The sequence below is a fragment of the Paraburkholderia sp. BR10937 genome (assembly GCF_040965695.1).
Taxonomy (GTDB): Bacteria; Pseudomonadota; Gammaproteobacteria; order Burkholderiales; family Burkholderiaceae; genus Paraburkholderia.
Genome location: NZ_JBFRCL010000051.1, coordinates 20,139 through 40,831 on the forward strand (window position 1 = coordinate 20,139; position 20,693 = coordinate 40,831).

At 66.4% G+C, this 20,693-nt stretch carries 20 protein-coding genes; 5 read left to right on the plus strand and 15 right to left on the minus strand.

Going from position 1 to position 20,693, the window contains the following annotated elements; translation table 11 throughout:
- Window position 1 precedes the first annotated feature (1 nt).
- The 10 genes from AB4Y44_RS31870 to AB4Y44_RS31915 form a co-directional block, all read right to left on the minus strand.
- On the minus strand, window positions 2-1,171 hold the full coding sequence (locus AB4Y44_RS31870; RefSeq protein ID WP_342924767.1) for an FAD-binding oxidoreductase: 1,170 nt from the start codon (window positions 1,169-1,171) through the stop codon (window positions 2-4).
- Window positions 1,168-2,643 (minus strand): FAD-dependent oxidoreductase, encoded by a 1,476-nt coding sequence (locus AB4Y44_RS31875; RefSeq protein WP_368701784.1) that lies wholly within the window; start codon window positions 2,641-2,643, stop codon window positions 1,168-1,170. The genes AB4Y44_RS31870 and AB4Y44_RS31875 overlap by 4 nt, the downstream gene beginning before the upstream one ends.
- Window positions 2,622-2,942, minus strand: coding sequence for a (2Fe-2S)-binding protein (locus AB4Y44_RS31880; RefSeq protein ID WP_368701785.1), 321 nt, complete (start codon window positions 2,940-2,942; stop codon window positions 2,622-2,624). Before AB4Y44_RS31880 ends, AB4Y44_RS31875 begins: the two co-directional genes overlap by 22 nt.
- The gene (locus tag AB4Y44_RS31885) at window positions 2,939-4,804 is read right to left on the minus strand and encodes an ABC transporter ATP-binding protein (protein ID WP_368701786.1); all 1,866 of its coding nucleotides are present in this window, start codon (window positions 4,802-4,804) and stop codon (window positions 2,939-2,941) included. Before AB4Y44_RS31885 ends, AB4Y44_RS31880 begins: the two co-directional genes overlap by 4 nt.
- Window positions 4,801-5,757, minus strand: coding sequence for an ABC transporter permease (locus AB4Y44_RS31890; RefSeq protein WP_342924763.1), 957 nt, complete (start codon window positions 5,755-5,757; stop codon window positions 4,801-4,803). The genes AB4Y44_RS31885 and AB4Y44_RS31890 overlap by 4 nt, the downstream gene beginning before the upstream one ends.
- Complete coding sequence (locus tag AB4Y44_RS31895) at window positions 5,754-6,710, minus strand: ABC transporter permease (RefSeq protein WP_342924762.1); 957 nt, start codon at window positions 6,708-6,710, stop codon at window positions 5,754-5,756. The genes AB4Y44_RS31890 and AB4Y44_RS31895 overlap by 4 nt, the downstream gene beginning before the upstream one ends.
- A 91-nt stretch (window positions 6,711-6,801) precedes the next feature.
- Window positions 6,802-8,418, minus strand: coding sequence for an ABC transporter substrate-binding protein (locus AB4Y44_RS31900; protein WP_368701787.1), 1,617 nt, complete (start codon window positions 8,416-8,418; stop codon window positions 6,802-6,804).
- A 72-nt stretch (window positions 8,419-8,490) separates the two neighbouring features.
- Window positions 8,491-9,765: an NAD(P)/FAD-dependent oxidoreductase gene (locus AB4Y44_RS31905; protein WP_368701788.1), complete on the minus strand. Its 1,275-nt coding sequence runs from the start codon at window positions 9,763-9,765 to the stop codon at window positions 8,491-8,493.
- 25 nt (window positions 9,766-9,790) lie between these two features.
- Window positions 9,791-10,459, minus strand: coding sequence for a haloacid dehalogenase type II (locus tag AB4Y44_RS31910; RefSeq protein ID WP_342924759.1), 669 nt, complete (start codon window positions 10,457-10,459; stop codon window positions 9,791-9,793).
- A 250-nt stretch (window positions 10,460-10,709) separates the two neighbouring features.
- Window positions 10,710-12,200: an aldehyde dehydrogenase gene (locus AB4Y44_RS31915; RefSeq protein WP_368701789.1), complete on the minus strand. Its 1,491-nt coding sequence runs from the start codon at window positions 12,198-12,200 to the stop codon at window positions 10,710-10,712.
- Between the two features lie 239 nt (window positions 12,201-12,439).
- Between AB4Y44_RS31915 and AB4Y44_RS31920 the strand changes: the two genes are divergently transcribed.
- Both AB4Y44_RS31920 and AB4Y44_RS31925 read left to right on the plus strand, forming a co-directional pair.
- Entirely contained in the window at window positions 12,440-13,312 is an 873-nt protein-coding gene (locus tag AB4Y44_RS31920; protein ID WP_246089312.1) for a GNAT family N-acetyltransferase, read from the plus strand.
- An 87-nt stretch (window positions 13,313-13,399) separates the two neighbouring features.
- Window positions 13,400-13,708, plus strand: coding sequence for a hypothetical protein (locus AB4Y44_RS31925; protein ID WP_028207982.1), 309 nt, complete (start codon window positions 13,400-13,402; stop codon window positions 13,706-13,708).
- 163 nt (window positions 13,709-13,871) lie between these two features.
- Here AB4Y44_RS31925 and AB4Y44_RS31930 read toward each other — a convergent pair whose 3' ends face one another.
- Window positions 13,872-14,048 (minus strand): hypothetical protein, encoded by a 177-nt coding sequence (locus AB4Y44_RS31930; RefSeq protein ID WP_342924757.1) that lies wholly within the window; start codon window positions 14,046-14,048, stop codon window positions 13,872-13,874.
- Between the two features lie 262 nt (window positions 14,049-14,310).
- Window positions 14,311-14,586 (minus strand): hypothetical protein, encoded by a 276-nt coding sequence (locus tag AB4Y44_RS31935; RefSeq protein WP_342924756.1) that lies wholly within the window; start codon window positions 14,584-14,586, stop codon window positions 14,311-14,313.
- A 266-nt stretch (window positions 14,587-14,852) separates the two neighbouring features.
- Here AB4Y44_RS31935 and AB4Y44_RS31940 point away from each other — a divergent pair, with 266 nt between their 5' ends.
- Entirely contained in the window at window positions 14,853-15,779 is a 927-nt protein-coding gene (locus AB4Y44_RS31940; RefSeq protein WP_368701790.1) for a substrate-binding domain-containing protein, read from the plus strand.
- 45 nt (window positions 15,780-15,824) lie between these two features.
- Here the strand turns inward: AB4Y44_RS31940 and AB4Y44_RS31945 are convergent, their stop codons facing one another.
- Window positions 15,825-16,283: a VOC family protein gene (locus AB4Y44_RS31945; protein WP_342924754.1), complete on the minus strand. Its 459-nt coding sequence runs from the start codon at window positions 16,281-16,283 to the stop codon at window positions 15,825-15,827.
- Between the two features lie 221 nt (window positions 16,284-16,504).
- On the opposite strand from AB4Y44_RS31945, the gene AB4Y44_RS31950 reads away from it, so the two are divergent.
- On the plus strand, window positions 16,505-17,671 hold the full coding sequence (locus AB4Y44_RS31950; RefSeq protein ID WP_342924753.1) for a radical SAM protein: 1,167 nt from the start codon (window positions 16,505-16,507) through the stop codon (window positions 17,669-17,671).
- Between the two features lie 7 nt (window positions 17,672-17,678).
- Here AB4Y44_RS31950 and AB4Y44_RS31955 read toward each other — a convergent pair whose 3' ends face one another.
- The gene (locus AB4Y44_RS31955; RefSeq protein ID WP_368701791.1) at window positions 17,679-18,758 is read right to left on the minus strand and encodes a zinc-binding dehydrogenase; all 1,080 of its coding nucleotides are present in this window, start codon (window positions 18,756-18,758) and stop codon (window positions 17,679-17,681) included.
- A gap of 108 nt (window positions 18,759-18,866) precedes the next feature.
- On the opposite strand from AB4Y44_RS31955, the gene AB4Y44_RS31960 reads away from it, so the two are divergent.
- Complete coding sequence (locus AB4Y44_RS31960; protein ID WP_368701792.1) at window positions 18,867-19,655, plus strand: helix-turn-helix transcriptional regulator; 789 nt, start codon at window positions 18,867-18,869, stop codon at window positions 19,653-19,655.
- On the opposite strand, the gene AB4Y44_RS31965 is transcribed toward AB4Y44_RS31960, so the two are convergent.
- Window positions 19,652-20,641: a D-alanyl-D-alanine carboxypeptidase family protein gene (locus AB4Y44_RS31965; protein ID WP_368701793.1), complete on the minus strand. Its 990-nt coding sequence runs from the start codon at window positions 20,639-20,641 to the stop codon at window positions 19,652-19,654. The genes AB4Y44_RS31960 and AB4Y44_RS31965 overlap by 4 nt on opposite strands.
- Window positions 20,642-20,693 lie beyond the last annotated feature (52 nt).

Genomic DNA, 20,693 nt, shown 5'->3' on the forward strand with positions numbered 1-20,693 from the left:
ATCAAGCCTCGCTGGCAGTCGATGTGCGCGCGCTTGCAGCAGGCTCCATGCGCCCGAAACGCGCAATCGAAAACGGTTCGAGCGGTATGTCGGTTGCGCCGGCGTCGAGCAGTTCCGCGAGCGTTTCGCCCACGCCCGGCCCGATCTGGAAGCCCGAGCCGCTGAAGCCGAACGCATAGAAAAGACCGTCTGTCGTCGAACTCGGGCCGATCACCGGCTCCGAATCCGGCAGGTAGCTTTCCACGCCGCTCCACACGCGAATCACATGCAGCGGCGCAAGCGCGGGAACCAGCCGGCGGAACTGCGCGATCTGCTGCACGGTGTTGCCCGGCAACACGCCTGCGCGGCACGTTGCTGCGTCGGCAGGCCCTGGGGCGCCCCCGCCCAGCACGAGGTTGCCGCGCGGAATCTGCCGGAAGTACACGCTCTCTTCCTTGTTCGACGTGTAGACCCCCATCGAATGCATGAAGCGGTAGGGCACGGGCTCGGTCACGGCCATTTGCGGGCCGCGCGCGACGAGCGGCACCGGCTCGCCGAATTGCGCGGAGAGCGCTCCCGCCCATGCGCCGGCGCAAATCAGCAGTTGCTCGGCGCGCCACACGGCGCCCGTTGCACTCTCCACGCGAAAGCCGCCCGCTTCCTTTTCCACGCGCACGATCTCGGTGTTCTCCACGAGAGTCGCGCCGAGCCGCGCGGCGGCGCGCCCGAACGCCGGTGCGGCCAGACGCGGATTGGCGTGGCCATCGCGCGGCGAGATGGAGGCGGCCAGCACCTCGCGGCCAAGGAACGGGAAGCGCTTGAACATCGCGGCGCCTTCGAGCACTTCGAGATCGAGGTCGTAAGCGCGCGTCTGCCCGGCGTAGCGATGAAAGTATTCGGCGTCATGTGCGTGGTAGCACACGCGCGTGTGGCCCGAAGGCAGAAACTCGACATCCTCGCCGAGCAACGACTGCGCGCGATACCAGATATCGAGCGCGCGATTCGACATGGCAAGCTGCGAGAGCGCGCGTCCCTGGCGGCGCACGCCGCCGAAGTTCACGCCGCTCGCCTGCTGACCCGTGAGCCCGCGTTCGATCAGGATCACCGAGCGCTTGCGGCGGCTCAGGAAGAACGCCGTGGACGTCCCGATGATGCCGCCGCCAATCACGATCACATCGGCGCGATCCGTCATTCGCTGAACTCCTTTGTACGGCATGCGCCGGACTGCGTTTGCGCGGCGGGCGCCGCGCCACCCTGCGCTTCGTCGATGTCATTCCCCGCGGCGCTCAGCGTCATCGTCAGCGGCTTGACCGGCGCCTGCCCGCGCAGCCGGCCCACGGCTTCCAGCGGCACGCGCGCCTCGGCTGCGATGACTTCGGCCCCCGCGTGCGCACAGAAGCGGCCCTGGCAGCGCCCCATCCCCACGCGTGAAAACGCCTTCGCGCGATTCGCTTCCGTGGCGCCCGTCTCGCGCACCACGCGGCGCAATTCGCCTGCCGTGACGGCTTCGCAGCGGCACACGACGGTGTCGTCGGGCAGCGTCGCCGCGAAATGCGCGGGCCACGGAAAGGCTTTGCGCAAGCCTTGTGCAAAGCGCGTGAGGCGTGCCAGTTCGACGCGCAGTCTTGCCGCTTCGGCGAGTGCTCCTTTCGATGCGCCCGCGCCCGCATCCTGCAACGCCGCCAGCGCGGCGAGACGGCCCGCACGCTCGGCCGCGTCGGCACCACGCACGCGTGCGCCGTCCCCGGCCAGATAGACGCCTGCCACGCTGCTGCGGCCGTCCTGATCGACTTCGGGCAGCCATTGCCGCGCGGCTTGATCGAAACGGAACGCGCAACCGGCGAGATCCGCGATTTGCGTTTCCGAGCGCAAGTGATAGCCCAGCGCGACGGCGTCGCACGCCACGCGCGCTTCGCCGCCGTTCGCGAGTTTCACGCGTACCGCCGTGACGCCGTGCTCGGGCGAGCCTTCGATCGCGAGCGGCGTCACGCCGCGATGCATCGGCACACCCGCGCGGCGCAGCGTGCGCACGAGCGCCATGCCCTTGCGCAGCGTGGCGGGCAGTTGCAGCAAATCGGGCAACGCGCGCAGGCGCTGGCAGAGCGTGGACGTATCGAGCACCGCGCTCACCGTCGCGCCCGCTTTCACGTACTGCGCGGCGACGAGGTAAAGCAGCGGACCGGTGCCCATCATGACGGTGCGCGCGCCGATGGCGCAGCCCTGCGACTTCAACGCGACCTGCGCACCGCCCAGGCTATACGCGCCCGCCAGATGCCAGCCCGGCACGGGCATGAGCCGGTCGGTGGCGCCGCTGCAGACGATCAGCGCGTCGAAGGCAAGCTCGTGGTAGCGCGTGCCGCTCGCCAGATGCACGGACTTCGGCCCGACGTTCCAGACGAGCGTGTCGGGCAGGTAATCGATGTGCGAGCGCAGCGCGTCGAAATCGCGATGCAGCGACGCCGCGCGTTCGGCCTCGGTGCCATAGAGCGTTTCGTAGCCGCGCTTGAAGCCTTCGGGCTGACGCCGATAAATCTGGCCGCCGTCGCGCCGCCCCTCATCCACGATGACGGGACGCAGGCCCGCCGCGACCAGCGTCTGCGCTGCGCGCACGCCCGCTGGTCCTGCACCGATCACGACGACCTTCAGTTCTGCGCGCGCGGCCATACGCCCTCCCCGGCAAGCGTGTTGCGCGTGACGATCGACATGCCCGGCACCGCGGGCGTCGTGCAGGCGCGCAGGCGCTCGCCCTGCGCGGTCCACACCCAGCAGTCCTGGCACGCGCCCATCAGGCAGAAACCGGCGCGGCGCCCGTCGTCGAACTCGCAGTCGCGCAGCGCGTCCTGCGTGGCGAGCAGCGCGACCATCAGCGTGTCGCCCTCGGCGGCCTGCGCCACGCGGCCGTCGATCTCGATCTCGAAGGTCGGGCGGCCTGCTTCCGCCACTCTCACGAAGCGCGCGCTCATGCGGCTGCCCTCCCGGTGGATTGGGTTGCCTGCGCGACTTGCGCCGCCTGTGAGGTCTGCAGGCGCTCCAGTTCCGCCGTCGTGTGATGGCAAAGAATCTGCGCGCCGTTGGGCAAGCGCTTCATCGCGGGCGCCGAGACATTGCACGCGCCATCGATACGCACCGGGCAGCGCGCCCGGAACGCGCACAGCTCGCGCACCTCGGCCGACGCCCCGAGCGGCGGCAGCGCCGCGCCCGCCACGGCACGCCGTGCGTCGAGCCAGCCCGGCTGCAGGGCCGGCACCGAATCGACGAGCAACCCCGTGTACGGGTGATAAGGCGGCGCCTCCAGCACGTCGCGCTGACCCGCCTCGACGCACTGGCCACCGTACAGCACGACGACGTCGTCGCAGATCGCGCGCACCGTCGAAATATCGTGGCTGATGAACATGTACGAGACGCCCAGCTCGCGCCGTAGTTCGCCGAGCAGGTCGAGAATCGCCGCGCCAACGACGGTATCGAGCGCGGACGTCACCTCGTCGCAAAGAATGAGCGCGGGCTCGGCCGCAAGGGCGCGGGCCAGGTTCACGCGCTGCTTCTGGCCGCCCGAGAGACCGTCCGGCTGCCGCTTCGCAATCGAGGCGGGCAGCTTCACGAGATCGAGCAGTTCGAGCATGCGCTTTTGCGCCCGCGCGCCGCGCAGGCCGTGATAGAAGCACATCGGCCGCGCGAGGATTTCGGCGATCGTGCGGCTCGGGTTGAGCGCCGTGTCGGCGTTCTGGAACACGATCTGGATGCGCCGGTACTGATCGGGCGTGCGCGCCGAGAGCGTTGCCGACAGCGGCACGCCGTCGAGCAGCACCTCGCCGCGCGCGCGCTCGACCAGACCGGCCACCACGCGCGCGAGCGTCGTCTTGCCCGAGCCCGATTCGCCGATCACGCCCAGCGCACTGCCGCACGGGATGCGCAGGCTCACGTCCTCCAGCACGCGCACGGCGGGCACGCCGTTCGCATCGACCCGGCCATAGCCTGCGGTCAGCCCGCGCACTTCGAGCAGCGGCACTTCGGCGGCAGGCGGCACGGCGGGCGGCCCGGGGTCGGGGTGGCGGCGCGCGGCCAGCAGCGCGCGCGTGTAGTCGTCGACGGGGGCGTCGAGCACCTGGAGCGTCGTGCCGTTCTCGCGGACCGCGCCATTGTTCAGGACGACGATACGATCGGCCATCTGCGCAACGACCGCGAGATCGTGCGACACATACACGGCCGTCGTGCCCAGCTCCTTCACGACCTTGCGGAAGGCTGCGAGCACTTCGATCTGTGTGGTCACGTCGAGCGCCGTGGTGGGCTCGTCGAACACGACCACGGCGGGGTCGGTGATGAGCGCCATCGCCGCCATCAACCGCTGCAACTGGCCGCCGGACACCTGGTGCGGATAACGCGCGCCGATCGTCTCGGGCGCAGGCAGCGCGAGCGCACGGAACAGGCTCACCGCCTTCTCGCGCGCCGCCGCGGGCGACATCAGCTTGTGCAGCAGCGCAGGTTCGGTCACCTGATCCATGATCGTGCGCGCCGGGTTGAAGCCCGCCGAGGCGCTCTGCGCGACATAAGCCACGGTGCGCGCGCGCAAGGCGCGGCGGCCGCGTTCGTCGAGCGCGAGCACGTCGGTGCCGCCGATTTTCACGCTGCCGCCCGCAATGGCGCAGCCGTCGCGCGCGTGGCCGAGTAGCGAGAGCGCGATGGTGGTCTTGCCCGAGCCCGACTCGCCGATCAGCGCGAGCACTTCGCCCTTTCTCACCGTGAAGTCGACGCCCTTGACGATCTCGACGACCGCATCGGGCGCCGCGCCCGCGACCACACGCAGGCCCGTCACTTCGATCATGTTCATTTTCCGCCTCCCTGCGCGCGGCCGCCGTGACGGCGCAGGCTGTCGATCAGCAGGTTCACGCCCACGGTCAGCGTCGCGATGGCGACGGCCGGCATCAGCACGGCGGGCGCGCCTTCCGCGAGGCCGCCGATGTTCTCGCGCACGAGCGAGCCCCAGTCCGCGTCCGGCGGCTGCACGCCAAGGCCGAGGAACGACAGGCCGGAGAGCAGCAGCACGATGAACACGAAGCGCAGGCCGAAGTCGGCGAGCATCGGGTGGATCATGTTCGGCAGCACTTCCACGCGGGCGATATAGAACAGCCCTTCGCCGCGCGCCCGCGCAACCTGCACGTATTCGAGCGTCATCAGGTTCACGGCCAGCGAGCGCGAGATACGGAACGCGCCCGGAATATAGGCGAGCGCCGCGACGGTGATGAGCATCGGCACCGACGAGCCGAACGCCGCGATCACGACGAGCGCGAGCACCTTGCTCGGAATGGAGACCAGCGCATCGAACAGGCGGCTCAGCACCTCGTCGATCCAGCGCGGCGCGACCGCCGCAAGCAGTCCGAAGAATGTGCCGATGCCGCTGGCGAGCAGCGTGGCGGCGAGCGCGAGGCCCACGGTGTACTGCGTGCCGTAAAGCACGCGGCTCAGCATGTCGCGGCCCAGGAAATCGGTGCCGAGCAGATGCGCCGCGCTATACGAGCCGAAGATTTCCGTGGAGGTGATCGCGCCGCCCTTGTACGGCGCGACGAGCGGCCCGATGAAGGCCACGCCGAGCCAGAACACGACGATCGCAAGGCCGATCAGGCCGAGCACCGGGAGGCGCCCGACCATGCGGCGCAGCGGCGTGCGCGGCGGCGTGGGCACGTCGCCCGGCACGTCCTTGACGACGTCGGCGGCGGGCCGTTCCTCGCTCTCGCTCGTCGCGTAGAGCACGGTCGCGGCATGGGATGTGGCGGGTCGGTTCATCGTTGACGCAGCCTCGGGTTGGATACGATTTGACACAGGTCCGCGATCAGCACGAGCACCAGATAGGCGGCGCAGAACACCATCACGCAGCCCTGCACGAGCGGGAGATCGCGGTTCGTCACGGCGTCGACCATCAGGCTCGCGAGGCCCGGATAGTTGAAGATCGACTCCACGATCACCACGCCGCCGAAGAGATACGAGAGGCTCAGCGCGACGGCATTGGCGATCGGGCCGATCGTGTTCGGCAGCACGTGGCGCAGCACGATGCGAGCGGGCGACGCCCCCTTCAGGCGCGCCATTTCCACATAAGCCGCGCTCAGCTGGTCGAGCACGGCGGCGCGCGTCATGCGCGCCATTTGCGCGACGATCACGCAGCACAGCGTCATGACCGGCATCGCATAGATGCGCAGCAGCGTGCCGAACGAGTCCACCTCCGAGAGGTACGAGAGCGCGGGCAGCCAGCGCAGCTTCACCGCGAAGATCAGCACTGCGATGGTGGCGACCAGAAATTCGGGCACGGCCACGGCGGAGAGCGTGAGCACGTTGAGCACGCGGTCGAGCAACGAGCCGCGGAACACCGCGGAAAAGATGCCGATGGCCAGCGCCAGCGGCACCGAAACGAGCGTGGTGAGCCCCGCGAGCACGAGCGAATTCGGCAGGCGCGTGGCGATCAGTTCGCTCACCGGCTGGTTGTTCGACACCGAGGTGCCGAAGTTGCCAGTCACGGCTTGCAGCAGCCAGTGGACATAGCGCGTGAGCGCGGGCTGGTCGAGGCCGAACTGGTGGCGCAGCGCGGCCACCTGCTCAGGCGTGGCCGCCTGGCCGAGGGCCTGCTGCGCGGCGTCGCCGGGCAACAGGCCCGTGAGACCGAACACGATTGCCGAGACGATCAGCAACGTGAGCAGCGCGAGACCGAGACGCGCGGCAATGAGACGTTGCGCGTGAGCTTTCATCGGATGTCGCCTCCCTGAGCATCATGAAGCGGGGAATCGGTGGCCGGGCGCCCATCCAGGCGCACACCGGCCGCATACATCGCACCAGGAACTACGCCTCGAGCCAGACGTTCTCGGCGAACTTGAAGCCCATGAGTCCGGCAATCGGAATCGAACCGAGGCCCTTGAGCTTCGTCGTATGCGCGTCGAGCGAACTGAGGAACAGCGGAATGCCGATGCCGCCGTCGCTGTGCACGAGCACCTGCATGTCGCCGTAGATCTTCTTGCGCTTCTCCTCGTCCGGCTCGCCGCGCGCGGCCAGAAGCATCTGGTCGAACTTCGGGTCCTTCCAGTTCGCCTCGTTCCACGGCGCATCCGACTTGAAGAACTGCGTGAAGATCACGTCGGCGCTCGGGCGCGCGTTGATGTTGCCGAAGGTCAGCGGGTGCTTCATCCAGTGGTTCGACCAGTAGCCGTCGCCGGGCGTGCGCACCACCTGAAGGTTCAGGCCCGCCTGCGGCGCGACCTGCTGCAGCAGCATCGCCATTTCGACCGAGCCGTCCGCTGCCGGGGAGGCATAGATCTGCAGCGGCGTGCTGCCGAGCTTCGCCTTCTGGAAGTAGAACTTGGCCTTCTGCGGATCGAACGTGCGCTCCGGCAGGCCAGCAAAATAATATTTGTTGGTCGGATCGATCGGCTGGTCGTTGCCGATCGCGCCATAGCCGAGGAACACGGCGTTGCGGATCTGCTCGCGGTCGAACAGGTGCATCATGCCGCGGCGGAAGTCGGCGTTGCCCGTGATGCCGCCTTCATCGCGCATGATGAGGTCGGTGTACTGGCCCGTCTTCGTCTCCTTCACCGCGAAGCCCGGCGTGCCCTTGATGCGCGAGGTCGAGCGCGGGCTCACCTGGTTGATGAGCTGCACGTCGCCCGAGAGCAACGCGTTCACGCGCGCCGACTCGTCGCCGATGCCGACCAGTTCGATCTCGTCCAGATGCGGCAGGCCCGGCTTCCAGTAGCGCTCGTTGCGCACGACCACCGTGCGCACGCCCGGCGAGAACTCCTTGAGCTTGAACGGGCCGGTGCCCACGGCCGTCTTGAAGTCGTTCGCGCCGTCCTTGAGGATCATGAAGTGCGCGTCCGCGAGGATCACGGGCAGGTCGGCGTTCGCCCCCGAGAGCGTGATCGTCACTTCGTTCGGGCCCGTGGCCTTCACGTCCTGGAACTGGTCAGCGAGCGTCTTGACCTTCGAGCCCACCGCGGCATCCTTGTGGCGCATGAGCGAGTACACCACGTCGGCGGGCGCGAGCGTCTTGCCGTCGTGGAACTGCACGCCGCTGCGCAGCTTGACGACCCACACCGTCGCGTCTTTCGTTTCGAGCGACTGCGCGAGCGCCATCTGCGCGCCGAGATGCGAGTCGTACTCGGTCAGGCCGTTGTACAGCATGTTCGCGCGCACATAGTCGGTCGACACCGACTCCTTCGCGGGGTCGAGCGTGTCCGACGCGGACGACGACTGCGTCGCCACGCGGATCTTGCCGCCCTGCTTCGGCTTTTCCTGCGCGAAGGCCGCGCCGCTCGCGGCAAGCAGGCCCGCACCCGTCATCGACATCATGCCCCCCGCGACCATCGCGCGAAGGAGGTCGCGGCGCGAGGCGCCGCGCTTCGTCAATTCATCGAGCCGCACGCCCGTGTGAGCGATGTCTTCAAGCGATTTGTCGATGCTCATGAAACTTCTCCGCGTCTGATGTGGGGGGCCGCAGCTCGACGTATCGAGGCTGTGTGTTGTGGAAAAGCTGGGTCAGTAAAAAACGTCTTTGATCTGGTAGTACGCGCCGATGAGCGGCAAAAACCACGGTTTGCCCGTGTGCCCCGGAATGGCAGGCCACGCGAAATCGCGCCACGGGTTCGCGGACGGGTTGCCGCTCATCACTTCGGCCATTACCTGGCCCATGTGCGTCGACATCTGCGTGCCGTGACCGCTGTAGCCCATCGAGAACCACACGCCTTCGTGCCGACCCGCGCGCGGCAGGCGGTCCGCGGTGATATCGACGAGCCCGCCCCAGCAGTAGTCGATCCGCACGCTCGCGAGCGCCGGAAAGAGCTGCGCGAGAGTGCGCTGCAGGATGCGCCCGCTTCTGGCATCGGACGGCTGCTCCGACGCCGTGAAGCGCGCCCGGCCGCCGAACAGCAGGCGCGAATCCGGCGTCACGCGGAAATAGTTGTGCATGAGGCGGCTCGTCGTGTACGAGCGGCGGTTGGGCAATAGCCGCATGAGCTGCGCGGGCGGCAGCGGTTCCGTCACGACGATGAACGAGCCGACCGGCGCAAGACGCCGCCGATACCACGCAAACGGCCCATGCCGCGAAGGGCCCGTCGCGATCAATACCTGTTGCGCGAGCAACGTTCCGCGAGCCGACTCCACACGATAGCCGCCGCTCTCTTTCGCGATGGACGTCACGGCGGCGTGCTCGTAGAGCTGTGCGCCGCGTCGTACCGCGGCGTTTGCGAGCCCTACCGCGAAGCGCCCCATGTGCATCTGGCCGCCGTGCTTCTGGAGCAGTCCGCCATGGAAGCTGTCCGATTCCACCTCGCTGCGAATCTGCTCGCGGCCGATGATCTCGATGTCCGGATCGACCTCGCGGCGAATCAACTCGGCCGTGCGTTCGAGGTGTTCGAGGTGATGCGGTTTCGCCGCGAGCTTGAGCTTGCCCGAGGCGAGATAGTCGCAGTCGATGCCCTCTTCGCGAATCAGCCGCTCGACCGTATCGACGGCGGCCGCGTAAGCGCGGTAGCAACCCTGCGCGCGCTCGACGCCGAGCTGCTCGCGCAGCGCCGCATAGTCCTGCGCCACGCCGGTATTGCACTGGCCGCCGTTGCGCCCCGATGCGCCGCCGCCCATGCGGCCCGCGTCCAGCACCGCGACGCTCGCGCCGCGGCGGCCAAACGCGAGCGCCGCTGAAAGCCCCGTGAAGCCGCCGCCAACCACGGCGACGTCCACGCGGCCCTCCACCGGTCCCTCGCTTGCGAGCAGACCGCCAGGGGCGGTATCGAGCCAGTAGGAGTCGAGCTTCATCGGGCGGCCTCGGTTATCGCTCTTCTCACAGACCCAGTTGCGAAGCGAGTTCGCCGATCGTCTCGACTTCGTAGTACTCGTAGTACGGCGTGCCCGGCTCGTGGCCGCGCTTGACGAAGGCCTTGTGCTTGATGCCCATGTCGTGCGCCGTCATGATGTCGTAGCGCAGGCTCGACGAAACGTGCAGCACGTCGCCGGGGTTGCAGTTGAGCTGGTCGAACATGTACTCGAAGCCCTGCATGCGCGGCTTGTACGACTGCGCCTGCTGCGCCGTGAACACGCGATGGAACGGCGCGCCGAGCTTGTCGACGTTGCTCTGGATCTGGTCGTCCGACGCGTTCGAGAGAATCACGAGCTTGTACTTCTTCGCGAGGCGCGCGAGGCCTTCGGGCACGTCCGGGTGCGGGCCCCAGGTCGGCACGGCGGTGTAGAATTTTTCGGCTTCGCTCTCGATGAACTCGACGTTCATGCGCTTGCAGGCGCGGCGCACCGAATTGACGACCACGTCGCGGTACGGCTTCCATGCGCCGAGCACCTCGTCGCGGCGATAGCCCGCGAAGAACGCGACGAACTTCTCGAGATCGGCGCCCTGGAGGCGGTCGCCATACAGCTCGCGCGCCATGTCGGCCATGCGGAACTTCGTCAGCGTGCCGTAGCAGTCGAACGTGATGTACTTCGGCTCGAAATCGATCATGATGGCAATCCTTTCGTGTGATGAACCCGCTCCGGGCTCAGTGGCGAAAACAGGTGGAAGTGCGTCCCTGTGGAAAATTTAAGCAGCGCAAAATTGGGGGTTGGCGTCGAATCGTGGGGCCTGCACGGTATAAACCACGCGTTTGCAGGGGCCGCCGCAGCAGATTCTGCGGTGGCGCCATCGCGCGGGTCATAGCCGCATGACCGTGCGTTTTCCTGCGTCATTCGTCAGCTTTGCAGTCAGCATGTCGTCAGGTTCCCGTATCGATCAGCACGCTCTTGAAACGCAGGTGCGCTTCGTAACCCTGGCGCCCGAGATCCTTGCCCATGCCCGAACGTTTGTAGCCGCCGGTCGGGATCATGAAGTCGTTGCTGCGGCCGTAGCGGTTGACCCACACGGTGCCCGCCTCCAGCGCGCGCACGAGCCGCAGCGCGCGGCCGATGTCCGCGGTGTGCACGCCGGCGGCAAGGCCGTATTCGGGATGCGAGGCGAGCGCGAGCGCTTCTTCCTCGGTGTCGAAGGTCTGCACCGTAAGCACCGGGCCGAAGATCTCGGCGCGCACCGCCTCGGTGTGCGCCGTCACGCCGGTGAGGATGGTGGGCAGGTAGAACGCGCCGGGCACCGGCGCGTCGGCGCGGCGGCCGCCGCAGTAGAGCGTGGCGCCTTCGGCTACGCTGCGCTCGACAATCGCTTCGATGCGCGCGGCCTGGGTTGCCGAAATGATGGGCGGCAGCGTCGTGCCCGAAGCCCACGTCGCGCCGGCGCGCAGCGCGGCGAACGCCTGCTCGATGCGCGCAACGAGCTCGTCCGCAACGGTGCGCTCGACCAAGAGGCGCGAGCCGGCCACGCACACCTGCCCCGCATTGCCCGCAATCGCGCCGGCGATGCGGCGCGCGACCTCGTCGAGCTTCGGCGCATCCGCGAAGACGATTTGCGGGCTCTTGCCGCCCAGTTCCAGCGTGACCGGCTTGGTGCCGCTTTGCGCGCACGCCGCCATGATCGCCGAGCCCGCGCGTGTCGATCCTGTGAACGTGAGTTTCGCGATGTCCGGGTGGCGCACGAGTGCGTCGCCGGTCGTCGCGCCGTCGCCTTGCACCACGTTGAAGATGCCGGGCGGAATGCCCGCCTCGATCGCGAGTTCTGCCAGACGCAGCACGGAGAACGGCGTCATCTCCGAGGGCTTGAGCACCACGGCATTACCCGCCGCGAGCGCCGGACCGATCTTCCACGACGCCATCACGAGCGGGAAATTCCACGGCGCGATCGCGCCGACCACGCCATAAGGCTCGGCGATCGTCATGCCCAGATGGTCGTGATCGGTGGCCACGACCTCGCCGCCGACCTTGTCGGCGAACTCGGCATAGAAGCGGATGCCTTCCGCCGTGAACGGCACGTCCCACGCGCACACGTCGCGCACGGGGCGCGTCGAGCCGAGCGCTTCGAGCGGCGCGAGCGTGGCGGTGTCGGCGGCGATCAAGTCGGCGAAGCGGCGCAGGATGCGGGCGCGCTCGCGCGGCGCCATGCGTGGCCAGCCGCTCGCGCGAAACGCGCGCTTCGCGTTGTCGACGGCGCGGTCCACCAGTTGCGCATCGCCAAGCGGCGCCGAGGCATAGACGACGCCGTCCGATGGCCGCGCGACCCCGATGCGCGCCGCGCCCTCGGCGACCCACTCGCCGCCGATGAAATGGCCGGCTTTTTCAGCCGCTGAGGCAGCCACTGCGGCGGGATCGAACTGGTCCATGACTGGGTTCCCTCGACTTGGTCTCGATGGGAAATATCGTAGGTCCACTGCCACCGCATATTTCGCCGACAAAAAAGCGCAATCAGCAGAATCGACGCGTTATTGACCGTCCAACCCCGCGTTTTGCATTGCATCACGGGGGCCGGCCGGGCGCGCGCCCAAACAGGAAGATCGTCCTAGTCAGCCACGGCGGGCAATGCGATAGTCACGGGACGCGTATACAGAATCTGGAGGCCGGCGTGTCCGACCCAAACCTGAACAGCGTCATTACCTACCGCGCATTTACTGCCGACGATCTGCCCGCCGCGCATGCGTTGTCGACGGCAGTGCGCTGGCGGCACCGCCCCGAAGACTGGCGTTTCGCCGCCCGCATCGGCGAAGGCATCGTGGCCGTGGACGAAAGCGGCTCGCTCGTCGGCACGGCGTTCTCCTGGTTGTTCGGACCCAACGCGGCGACGCTCGGCATGCTGATCGTCAAGCCCAGTCATCAGCGCCGCGGCATTGGCCGGGCCATGATCGAGCACTGGATGCAGGCGCTCGCCTCGCGCACGCTGCTGCTCCACGCGAGCGACACGGGCTGGCCGCTCGTCGAGCGGCTCGGCTTTACGCGCATCGGCCGCATTCACCAGCACCAGGGCGCGGCGTTTCAGCCGCCGCTCGTCTCGCTGCCCGCGGGCGAGCGGCTGCGCCCGATCGGCGCGAGCGACCGGCCCCGCCTCATCGAGCTGGCGACGCGCGCAAGCGGCCTCGACCGCTCGGACATGCTGCCGAAACTGCTCGATCAAGCGAGCGGCATCGCGCTCGACCGCGACGGCGACCTGATCGGCTTCGCCCTCTTCCGCCGCTTTGGCGACGGGCACGTGATCGGCCCCGTGATCGCCCCCGATTCGCCGGACGCCTGCCGCGCCAAGGCGCTGATCAGCCATTGGCTCGCCTCCAACGCGGGCATGTTCGTGCGCATCGATACGCCCGTCGACCTGGGCCTCTCCGACTGGCTCGAAGGCGTGGGGCTGCCGCTCGTCGATCACATCGAGAAGACGGAGCACGGCGCGCCGTTGCACGTCGATACCCAGTTCAAGCAGTTTGCAATCACGAGCCAGGCGGTGTGGTGAGCGCGGCCGGGTGGACGGCATCCGGCGCGCTACCACCCGGGCAGCGAACGGATTACCATTAGGATTCTCGTCTCGAGGGTGACGGCTATGGCTACCTATGGTATCGACGGTGTCCGCATCAGTTCCTCAACGGACCGCGTAACACACGTGCGCTGGGCGCTGATCGACCCCCAGACGCACGACTGGCTCTCGACACCCACCATCTCCGAGGTGGCGGCCGTGACCAGCGACATCCGCTCGGGCGCCGTGGTGTATTCGGTGTTTACGCTGGGCGGCATGCGATTTCTTGGCCCGAAGATCAAGCCGGTGCCGCATCCCAACGGAATCGATGGAATCGATCTGGAAGTGCCGGACGGTAACGTCGAAAAATCCATCGACGATCTACCGCGCGTCTAGCGGTGCGTCGATTGTTCTGCCGGCTACCGGATGGAAGAGCGCGATGCGCCCGGATGGGCGCACATCGGCCGCTTGTCGCCAACGTCGAACCGTTGAATCGCCGAATCAGATAATTCGGAATACCGAGTATTTGACCCGGCAATCAACGAGCGAACGTTGCGTGTCAGTTATAGCCCAGTATCGCCGACGTAGCGACGTCTGCGCGGTCGCCTGGGTTGCCAATCAGTACGACGGTGGGTTCGTGCAGTAACGCACGATACGGATGCAGAAATGGTTCGTTTTCCGGATCAACGTCGTCCTGTTCGATCTCCTGGGAGTGGCTGTACTCACGTTTATCCATGATCGTCTCCTGATGTAGGGTCTAGTTGTTCGACCAGTAAGGTTTCCCTACACACCGACTCAGCAAGTTTGGTGCCGTAGCCGCAACTGCCACGGCCCATGCGGGGCCATCGCACGGATCCGTGCGGCCGCACACCTTGTCCCCAAATCGCCGTACGGATTCGGCCTTGCATCGACTGGCGAACTCCCTGGACAGATATTACATCACATTGTGATTCTTTTACTTTCTATCCCTGCCGAGGAGTTTCTTCTGCCGCGCCCGACTATTGCGAAGTCGTGAGCTTCAGGTTCGGACGCAAGTCGTGCGTAACCGCTTCGCGTTGCCCTTTGCGCAGGTCCGACACCTGTTCGATGCCGGCCTTCAGCACCTCCTCGCAAAACGCAATTCGCGTGCGGTAATACTCGGCCTGCAGTTGCGCATCCAGAACCCGCTGTTCGGCCTGGAACAGTGCCATGCGCAACTCACTCATCGCGCGTTGAGCCTGCTTCTCCGGCGTTGCGGCATTGTGGGCAATCAAGTTTGAAAGCCAATGCAACATGGATAAGCCCCCCTGTCTTCGATTTCACGATCGCACGCGTCAAGTTTGATAACCGCTCGAACTGTCGCTGGGAAAAGACTATCAGAGGCGAAGAAAACCAGTGTGTGCACAAACGAACGTGTTGTATAAACGATGCAAAAGGTCGTATCCACGACGCGCTTTCATAACGCGTTTTCATCGCGCGCTTTCGTTGCACGCTTTGCTCGCAAATAGGGAGCGATACATGTCCGTGGTGCCGGATCAGCCGATCGAGATGGGGCGCAACCGTGACTATCCACAAGCTGAGGGTTCGCACACTCGCGCTCTGCATCGCGTTCGCACTACTGGGCCCCGGCGTATGTCTGGCTGACCAGGTGAAAGTCATGATGTCGGGCTGGTTTGCGCCAGCGTATCGTGATCTGGGCCCGCAATTCGAGGACGAGAGCGGCTATACGCTGGCCACCGTCTGGGGGGCGGCAACGGGCAACGCCCTGAATGCGATTCCCGTGCGGTTTGCGCGCGGCGAGTGGGCCGACGTGCTGATCGTGGTCAGCAGTGCGCTCGACGGCCAGGTTCGCGCCGGCAACGTGGTGCCTGGCAGCAAGGTGGACTTCGCGCGCGCGCCAATCGGCCTCGTGGTGCGCGACGGCGCGCCGAAACCGGACATCGGCACGGTCGACGCCTTGCGCCGCACGCTGCTTGCAGCGAAGTCGATTGTCTATCCGGATAGTGCGAGTGGCGCCTATATCGCCAACGAACTGTTTTCGCGCCTGGGCCTTGACGGGCGCGTGAAAAGCAGAAGCCGCATGGTTTCCGCCGAGCGGGTCGCCACTGTCGTCGCGAACGGCGACGCGGAGATCGGCTTGCAACAGGTCGTGGAACTATTGCCGGTGAAAGGGATAACGGTGGTCGGCAGTCTGCCCGCGGAAGTGCAACGTTACACGGTGTACTCCGGCGGTATTGCGACCACAGCGAGAAATCCGGTCGGCGCAGCAGCGCTGATCCGCTTTCTGTCCTCGCCCGAGGCGGCGGCCGCGATTACGCACAGCGGGCTCGAACCGATCACGGCGCCGCAACCTCCTCCGCTGCCGCTGCTGCAGCCACAGCCGCAACTGGCACCGCAAGCACCGCTGCAACCGCAACCGGTACCGCAACCGCCGCCGCAACCACAACCGGCGCCACAAGAGCAGCAAGCGCAACCTCAAGCGAATTGAGCGAAGCAGCCGTCCCGCCGATCCGCCATCACCGAAAGCTGGACTTCAACTCGCCGCCATCCCTTTTTCGGCCAGTTCTTTCTTCGCGCTTTCGTTCTTGGTCAGGTGCGTCAGGCCCATGCCGCGCAGGACGTTCGGCGCCTTCGTGAACTGGATGTTGTCGTAGCCCACGATCTCGATGCGATTGCCCCATGGATCGCGAAAATCCAGAAACGGACCGTCGAGCGGTTTCACGCCCGCCGCCGCGAGCGCGGCGCGCGCCGCCTCCTTGTCGTCGACAACGAGGCCGACGTGCCGGCCGTCGTCGGCGGCCTGCTTGCGTCCCGCCTGCAACGCGATGAATTGATCGCCAAGATCGATGAAGGCCATCGTCCTGCTCTTGCCGCGCAACTGAAAGTCGAAGATGCGACCATAGAAAGCCAGCGCTTCCTCGATATCGCCGACTTCCAGCGCGACGTGATTGAAGCCGATGACGCGCGGCCTGGTGGTTGTGGTGTCAACCATTTCCCTCTCCTTCTGCAACCCGTGCATAACGTTCACGAACCCGCCCGGAACTGCCCAGTGAGACGCCCTCAAGCATCGGGATTGAAGGCGTCCGACACTGGCCAGTCAAACAGGATTCGTTTGAGCCATGATTGAACAAATATCGTTCCCGATCCGACACGTGTGCACTGTGTAACCTATGATGGTTCGTGCGGAACGAGTTGGCAAACCTCGAGGACACCATGGACAGGACAGAGCGGACCATCAAGTGGCGCAGTTTGCCAAATGTAAGCAACGGCGCGAGCGAGCCCCGCAATCCGCTGCCGGCGGTCTGCGACGTTTCGGTGACGAATGTTTGCAACGCTGCATGCGACTTCTGCGGCTTCTCGCGTGAGAAGAAAATGGCAGGCCCGCGCCGCTATCTCGATCCCGATGCGTTCGCGCGTGCAATGCCGATGCTGCGCAGACGCAAGATCCGCTACATGACGCTCCAGGGCGGCGAGCCGCTGGTGCATCCGCAAATCGAATCGCTCGTAGGCTCGGCCACGCAAGCCGGCATCCAGTGCGGCGTGATCACGAACGGCTGGTTCCTCCCCCGCCACATCAAGCAGCTCGCTGAAGCCGGCCTCAAGCGTCTCCTGATCTCGATCGATAGCGCGGACATGAGCGAGCACGAGCGCAATCGCGGCCTGCCCGGCCTCGCGGCCCGCATCCGCGAGGGCATCGCCCAGGCGCACACCTTCGGCATCCCGGTTTGCGCAACGGTGACAGTGAGCCATCTGGTCCGCTACGCAGCGCTTCCCGAAACGCTCAGCCAGCTTGGCTTCGATTCCGTGGTGTTTTCCTACCCAAGGCGCGACGCATTCGGTTCCACATCGCTTGTTTACGACGAGAATTCGAAGCTCGTCGACCTCAGCCGTGACGAACTACTCGAAGCATTGAGTGCCATCGAGGCCCTCAAAAAGCGCTTTCGCGTGATGGACCCGGGCGCCGCACTGGACGAAGTCGCGCGGTTCGTGCGCGGCGAGCAGCAACTCGTTCCGTGTATCGCCGGCAGCAAGTATTTTTATATCGACTGGAACCTCGACGTCTGGCGTTGCGAGCCGTGGCATGAGCCCATGGGCTCCGTGTTCGACCTCGACCGCCTCCCCGATCAACGCGAACCGTGCAACGCCTGCATGATGGGGTGCTACCGCCATGCCAGCGTCCTGATGCACGGCGCCAAGGCCGTTACCGACTCGGTCTATGCGCTGGGCAGGGGCGAGCTTCGCAGTGCAGTCGGCTTGTTGTTCCAGCGCGGCGTGGCGTATTCGCTGTGGGCACTGGCCACCGAAGAATTGCCTCGGACGGCGCTTGGCGCACTGGCAGGACGAAAGGGTGCACGCCGTTCGTCGCCGCAAAGCGCATGAATCGGCGCTACGGGCAGATCACCGTCATGCTGAATGGCCCGCCGTGCGCCGCTGCATGAGCGACGGCCTCGTTCGCAGCGTCGAGTGCGAAGGTCGTCACATCGAAATGGCCCAGATCGAGCAGTGCGCCACGAATCAAACCTGTCATGAGCGTCACGGCGAGCGTGGGGTACATCCACTTGCCCCGCACCGTGATGTCATTGCGCATGAGCCACGGATAGGGCAGCTCGAGCCCGGCTCCGCCGAGCATGCCGACCCCGCCCATCAGGACCACGCGCCCGTATGGGCGGACCGCCATCACCGCGGCACGCACCGTCGTCGCCGGAACCGAGGGCGGCATCAGGTCCATCACGCAGTCGATCGGCCCAGGCGCCGCTCGTTGCATGCGTTCGCGATCCGTTGCTTCGTCGCCCGAAAGCGCCACGGTTCGCACGCGCTCGCCGAATTTGCGCGCGAGCTTCCCGAGCGCCTGCACGTTGCGCCCGGGTGCAACGACGCAGCGCGCGCCCATGGCGAGCGCGACCGCGACGCACGCGCTGCCGAAGTTGCCGGTCGCGCCGTTCACGAGCAGGATCTCGCCCGCCCGCAGATCGGACGCGAGCAGCCCGCCATAAGGCACGAGCAGCGTATTGAGCGCGCACCATCGCGCGGCGTCGGCCGGATCGATGTCGCCGATACGCACCGCATTCTCGGTCGGCACCCTTACCCGTTCCGCGAACGGGCCGTCATGAAAATAGCACTGCAATTTCTGACCGCCCTCGCCCCGCGCGCTCCAGCCCTGCAGCACGATGTCGGGCATGAGTGCGTCGTCGCGCGCACGCACCGTCGGATCGCAGAACACCCAATCGCCCGGTTGCAGCTTCGTCGCATCCGGGCCGATGGTTCGAACCCGGCCGATCGCGCCGCAACCAGGCACGATCGGCAGCGCGATGGGATAGCGGCGCTCTCCGCTGAACACTTCCTGCGCATAGGACAACACCGGCGCTGCAACGACGTCCACGATGACCTCGCCGGTGCCGGCAGGGGGATCCGGTATCTGTTCGATCGCGAGCGGCGTGTCGAGCGTTTTCAGAATGGCTGCTTTCATGGCGCTTCCAGAAGGGGGAACGAGCCGATTCTGGCAGGCTTAGAATGGGCAACAAGGCCCGCTGCGATCCCAGGATTGCGCCGTCCCACCTTACACGAAGCGAACGCGATGACAGTCACGACACAAACCCAATTCGGCGATTTTCTGCGCTCCCGGCGCAAGAAACTGAGCCCCGGCGACGTCGGCCTGGGCGGCGGCCAACGCCGCCGCACGCCCGGCCTGCGGCGTGAAGAAGTCGCGGAACTCGCGGGCATCGGCGTCGACTGGTATGTCCGGCTCGAGCAGGGACGCGCCGTCAGCCCCTCGAATGCGACGCTCGATGCGCTTGCCCATGCACTGCGGCTCGACAAGGCCGAAGCCGCCCATTTGCGCGCGCTCGCGCAGCGTGGCGAGGCACGCACTTTCGCGCGTGAGAGCGTGCCGCCGACCCTTGCGCGGATCGTCGCCCGTCTCGCCCTGCCGGCCTACGTGACCGGCCGGCGCTGGGACATCCTCCTGTGCAACGAGGCCGCCTCCGATCTGCTGGGCTTCGATCGCCTCGCGGCGGAAGACCGCAACATCATGATCTACATGTTCATCGAACCCGAGGCACGGCGGCTCTTTGGCGCGAGCTGGTCCGACGAAGCCCGCCGCATGATCGCGCTGTTTCGCACGAGCCACGACCTCCATGCGGGCGACCCGGCGTTCGTCGAGCTGGTCGAGCGCCTGCGTTCAGGCAGCGAAGAGTTCGCGAGGTGGTGGAGTGCACACGACGTGCGCAGCGGCGCGTCGGGCCAGAAGGTCTTTGCGCACGCGCAGCGCGGTACGCAGCGCTATGAGTACGCGACGTTTCAGGCCAACGACGACCCGGCGCTAAAGCTCGCGATCTACACGCCGATCGGCGCGGACGCCGCTTAGCCTATCGCGGCAACCAACGTATGGTGCGCCCGCTTGCCGGCGTGGTGTTTGACGCTCTGCCGGTGTGCACCCGACGTCGGGGCGCTCCGGTACGATGCGAGCCGCACCCTGACGCCGTGAGAACGCGCGAGCATCGAATAGCGATGATGCGCACGGGCGCTTGCGTAATAGCGCGGTTCGACGACCGGCGTGTCGTCGCCATTCAGCCAACGCCGTATGGTGACGAGATCGGCAGAGCGTCCCCACGAGGTTCGCGAGCCGAGCAGCGCAATCATCACCTGCCCGTTCGGCATGTTCGCATCGACCACGATGCAGCGCCCCGCCTCGCGGATATAGCCTGTCTTTGCGACCAGCACGTCCCAGTCGGCTGAGCTCACTATCGGGTCGGTGTTGTGATAGAACCGCGTCCTCGTGCCGATCGCCTCTTCGTAACGGGGAAGCGTAGTGTATTCGCTGATCAACGGATAGCGCGCCGCGGCATCCGCCATCTTCACGACATCGCGCGCCGTCGAGAGATTCTCGGGCGAGAGCCCGGTTGGATCGTCGAAGTGCGTATTCGCCATATTCAGCGCGCGCGCCTTTTCATTCATCTGCCGGATGAACGCCGGCTGGCCGCCCGGGAACGCATGCGAAAGCGCGGATGCAGCGCGGTTCTCCGACGCCATGAGCGCAAGACGCAGCATCTCTCCTCGCTCGAGCGACGCACCGATAGGGAGGCGGGACCCCGTATGCTTGAGCCGATCGATGTCGTCGTTGTCGACGGTCACCGTGTCTCCCAACGGCTGGGCGCTGTCCAGCACGACCATCGCCGTCATCAGCTTGGTGAGCGAGGCGATCGGCTGGGCCTCGTCGGCGTTCTTTTCGAGCAGGACTGCGTGGCGCGCGACGTCGTACACGATCGCGCTGTGTGAATGGAGGAATGGCGTCTCGCCCCACGCGACGAACGGCGCCGAAGCGAGCAAAAGCGCGCTGAGGAATTTATTCATGGCGTTCACACCCTGGGACGGCAATCAGGCGATGGCGGGTCCAACGTGCAAC